General features: G+C 65.0%; 3 protein-coding genes. 2 read left to right on the forward strand and 1 reads right to left on the reverse strand.

Features of this window, described 5'->3' with window-relative positions:
* Positions 1-107: 107 nt before the first annotated feature.
* The gene (locus HMPREF7215_RS09600; protein WP_374044437.1) at positions 108-2276 is read right to left on the reverse strand and encodes a CDC48 family AAA ATPase; all 2169 of its coding nucleotides are present in this window, start codon (positions 2274-2276) and stop codon (positions 108-110) included.
* Between the two features lie 152 nt (positions 2277-2428).
* On the opposite strand from HMPREF7215_RS09600, the gene HMPREF7215_RS09605 reads away from it, so the two are divergent.
* Together HMPREF7215_RS09605 and HMPREF7215_RS09610 are read left to right on the forward strand one after the other, a co-directional pair.
* Positions 2429-3475, forward strand: a complete 1047-nt coding sequence (locus tag HMPREF7215_RS09605) for a 3'-5' exoribonuclease YhaM family protein (RefSeq protein WP_009165656.1) — start codon at positions 2429-2431, stop codon at positions 3473-3475.
* Positions 3476-3477: 2 nt separating this feature from the next.
* On the forward strand, positions 3478-4425 hold the full coding sequence (locus HMPREF7215_RS09610; protein WP_009165657.1) for an RluA family pseudouridine synthase: 948 nt from the start codon (positions 3478-3480) through the stop codon (positions 4423-4425).
* The last annotated feature ends 162 nt before the right edge of the window (positions 4426-4587 follow it).

The raw sequence follows: 4587 nt of genomic DNA on the forward strand, positions 1-4587 counted from the left end.
GGGCCTGTTTTCGCAAACAGACCCTTTCGATTTTCTTGAAACTCGGCCGCGCTTCGCCGCCCTCTCAGCGCAGAAACGGAATCGCCAGCGCCAGCGCGGGCAAAAGCTTACGAAACATCCGCTTCGTCGCCGTTTTCACGTTCCAGCGCCTGACGGCGCAGTTTTTCCGCCCGAAAAGCCGCCTCGAAATGACGCCGCTCGAGGCAGGGCGAAACGTCGGTTCCGTTGCGGATCTGTTCGCGCAGCGCCTCCATGGAGGCGGCGTGGCACAGCGCCGCGATCTCGGCGCCGTTCATGCCTTCGGTCCGTACGGCCAGATCGCGGAACGACAGCCCCGCAAGAGGGAGCTTGCGCAGATGGATGCGCAGGATCTCCTCGCGCGCCGCTTCGTCAGGCATGGGCAGCTCCAGCGCCAGTTCGAAACGGCCGGCGCTGAACAGGGCCGGATCGATGCGGTCGATGCGGTTCGTCGTCGCTACCACCACCACGCCTCCCATGTCTTCGATGCCGCTCATCTCGGCCAAAAACTGGCTGATAACGCGGTCGGCGGTCTGCGCCTGCGAACTGCCGTCGTTGCCGCGGCGCGGCGTCAGCGAGTCGATCTCGTCGAAATAGAGGATCGACGGCGCCGCCTGCCGGGCCGTGCGGAACACTTCGCGCAGGGCCCGCTCGCTTTCCCCCACGTAACGCGACATCAGCGACGGGCCCTTGACGGTGATGAAGTTCACGCCGCTCTCGTGGGCCAGAGCCTTGACCAGCAGCGTCTTGCCCGTTCCCGAGGGGCCGTGGATCATGATGCCCCGCGGCGGCGTCACGCCCCAGCGGCGAAACAAATCGCCCTGTTTGAGCGGCCACTGCACGGCCTCGACGAGTTTTTCCTTCGCGTCTTTCAGGCCGCCCACGTCATCCCACGTTGTATTCGGGATTTCCACGAAAACTTCGCGGATGGCCGACGCCTCGATCTCGCGCAGCGCCGTGAGAAAGTCGTTCATGGTGATCTCCAAGGAGAGGAAGCTTTCGTCCTTCAGTTTCGCCGCGTCGTCAAGCGACGGCAGCAGGCGGCGCAGCGCCATCATGGCCGATTCCTTGGCGAGGGCCTGCAGGTCGGCGCCGACGAAACCGTGCGTGATGTCGGCCAGACGCTCCAGATCCACGCTTTCCGACAACGGCATGCCGCGCGTGTGGATCTTCAGGATCTCCAGGCGGCCGTTGCGGTCGGGGATGGGCACGGCGATCTCGCGGTCGAAACGCCCGGGACGGCGCAGCGCCGGATCGAGCGTGTTGGGGATGTTCGTGGCGGCGATGACCACGACTTGGCCGCGCGACGAAAGGCCGTCCATCAGCGTCAGCAGTTGGGCCACGACGCGCCGTTCCACCTGTTTCTCGCCGCCCATTTCCTCGCGTTTGGGGGCAATAGCGTCCACCTCGTCGATGAAGACGATGGCCGGCGCGTTCTGCTGGGCTTCCTCGAAAACGGCGCGCAGGCGCTCCTCGCTCTCGCCGTAATACTTGCCGATAATCTCCGGGCCGGAAATGCTCGTGAACCAGGCGTCGCTTTCGTTGGCCACGGCGCGGGCAATCACCGTCTTGCCGGTGCCGGGAGGGCCGTAGAGGAGCACGCCCTTCGGCGGCTCCACGCCAAGGCGCACAAAAGCCTCCGGAAACTTCAGCGGCAGTTCGATCATCTCGCGGATGCGGCGCAGCTGCGCGTCCAATCCGCCGATGTCGGCATAGGTGATCTTTTTCGGTTTCAGGGCGCCGATCTGGGCCCGCTCGAGAACGACGTCGGTGGAGGCGGTCACCATCACGGCGCCGCTGGGCATCGTTTCGGCCACGCGCAGACGCAGTTCGTTTCCGTAAGGCGACAGGATCCGCACTTCGTCGCCGACGCTCGCCGGAAGGTCGCGCAGGCGCGCGCGGATATAGCCTCGGTCCAGCTCGCCAGCGGCGACGGCCGCCATGGGGATCAGCACGATGCGCTCGGCATAGCCCAGCTCGCAGCGATAAAGGCGCGCCTCGCCCCCTTCGCCGCGGCCGAGATTCTCCATGCCGACGGGATCGAGCCCCACGCAGCCTTCGTCGACGGAAGCGTCGTAGACCACGCGGAAAGCCGAGCGACGTTCGCCTTCGAGCTCCACGAAACCGCCGTCGGTCAGAGCATATCGGTTCATATCGACCGGAGACACCCGCGCGTGCACAAGCCCTCGGTCCGATTCGTTTCCACTGATGATTTTCAGCAAAGCCACCACCTCCGTAACCCAGTGAAAGTTTATCACAATTCGTTTTCTTCGGCAGAATTGGCAAAGAAAATCAACTCTCACGATCTTTTTGGCGCTTTGCCTCTTGACTTTTGGCGGTGATATTATAAGTTGTTCGCGGCAGGATCTTTTTCAGCCGAGCCACTCTCATCACGCAAAGGAGTTTTTTCATGTCGAACAAAACGCTCGCGGAGGTGCGCGCGCTTCCCGTCGATTCCAAATTCCAGTCCGTCGGCCTGGTCACGGAGCTCAAGGAAAAGCGCGACAAAAACGACAAACCCTACTGGATCATGTCCGTCATGGACAAATCGGGGGTTCTCGACGCCAAGGTCTGGGGCAACGCCCAGTGGTTCGACCTCAAGGACGGCGTCAAAAAGGAAATCGGCGATCCCGCCTCTTCGCCGCTGGTGCAGAACCTCAAGGGCGAAACGGCGGGGCTGATCGGCTCGATCACCGAATTCAAGGGTAAGCCGCAGTACCAGTTCAACCAGATCTGGCTCGTCGATCAGGAGCGCGAAGAGTACCGTCCGGCCGCGTTCATCCGCGCCGCCGGGGTCCCCGCCGACCGGCTGGAGGCCGAATTCTGGCAGCTCGTCAACGGCTGCGGCGGCGAAGCGGGCGAATTCCTGCGCTTCGTCTTTCGTCCCAACAGCGAAACGTGGCAGGCCTTCAAGATTTTCCCCGCCGCCGTGGCGCACCATCACGCCTACCTGCACGGCCTGCTTGAACACACGCTCGGCGTGGCGCGTTCCGCGAAGGCCGTCGCCCAGAGCTACCAGGGCACCGCGTACGAGCCCGACCTCGACATCGTCGTCGCCGGAGCGCTGCTGCACGACCTCGGCAAGCTCGACACCTACGCGCTCGATCCCGGCCCCGAATCGACGCTGGAAGGCACGGTGCTCGACCACATCGCCACCGGCTACGCGCGCTTCGTCAGGCTGGCGGACGAGTTCAAGCTCACGCCGCTGACGCGCACGCTGCTGGCGCACATCATCCTCAGCCACCACGGACAGAAGGAATTCGGCTCGCCGGTGCTGCCCGCCACGCCCGAAGCCATGATCGTGGCGGCGGCGGACAATCTGGATTTTTACCTCAACAGCTGGCACGGCGCCGTCGAACAACTCGACGGCGGCATGGAAGCGGACCGCGCCATCTCCGACTTCGATTTTTCCACGCAGCGGCGCCTGTGGAAATGGCGCCCCGAGCAGCCCCGCTGACCATGAGCTGGCAATTCCAGATCAGCCGCCACGACGAGGGCCGCCGCCTCGATTCCGTGCTGCGCGGCATGTGGCCCGGCGTGCCGCTGGGCGCGATGATGAAATACTTCCGCAAGGGAGCCGTGCGCCTCGAAGGCAAACGTTGCCAGCCGAACGACCGCGTCCTCGAGGGACAGCACGTCTGGGTGCCGTGGGAAGAGCCGGGCACCGTCGGCCGCGCCGAAATGCCCGACGGCACGCCGCGCCGGCTGCCGCTCGACGTCATTTACAGCGACCGCTGCGTGATGGTCGTGAACAAGCCCGCCGGGCTGCTGAGCCAGCCCGACGTCAAGGGCGAGGACAGCGTCGTCACGCGCGCGCTGGGCTACGCCGTCGATCCCGAATTTCCGCCCCAGCTCGTGCACCGCCTCGACCGCAACACCAGCGGCGTCATGGCGCTGGCTCTGGACGGCCCGACCACGCGCGCGCTGATGGAATGCTTCAAAGCCCGCCGCGCCGACAAGCGCTACTGGGCCATCGTCATCGGCGAACTGCCCGAGCGCGGCCGCATCGACGTGCCGCTGCTCAAGGACGCCGACAAGAAACTGGTGCGCGTCGATCCCAAAGGCGAGCGCGCCGTCACCGAATACAAACGCCTGACGAGCAGCGGCGCCTTCAGTCTGGCCGAGGTGCATCTGCTCACGGGGCGCACGCACCAGATCCGCGTGCACATGAACCACGTCGGCCATCCGCTGCTCGGCGACGTCAAGTACGGCGACTTCGGCTCCAAAGGTCAGCTGAGATCGCTCGGCGTCAAGCGCCCCATGCTGCACGCCCGCAGCCTGACGCTCAACGGGCTGCCGGCGTTTTTGTCGCATCTCGAAGGCAAAACGTTCCGCGCCCCGGCTCCCGACGACCTGCGCCGTGTCATGGAAAAGCTCGGCTTCATCGACGCCGGCGCGCGCCCCTGAACTGAGGAGGGAAACATGCCCGAACTGAAACTGACCGTCACCGACCGCGCCATGGAGCGCATGCTCGCCATGGGCAGGGAATTCACGATCGCCGCGATGCAGCTCACCACGCGCGGCGGCCCCATGCCGGCGGCCGTTTGCCGTCTCGGCGCGCCGGGCGCG

It is taken from the genome of Pyramidobacter piscolens W5455 (assembly GCF_000177335.1).
In the GTDB taxonomy this organism is placed as follows: Bacteria; Synergistota; Synergistia; order Synergistales; family Dethiosulfovibrionaceae; genus Pyramidobacter; species Pyramidobacter piscolens.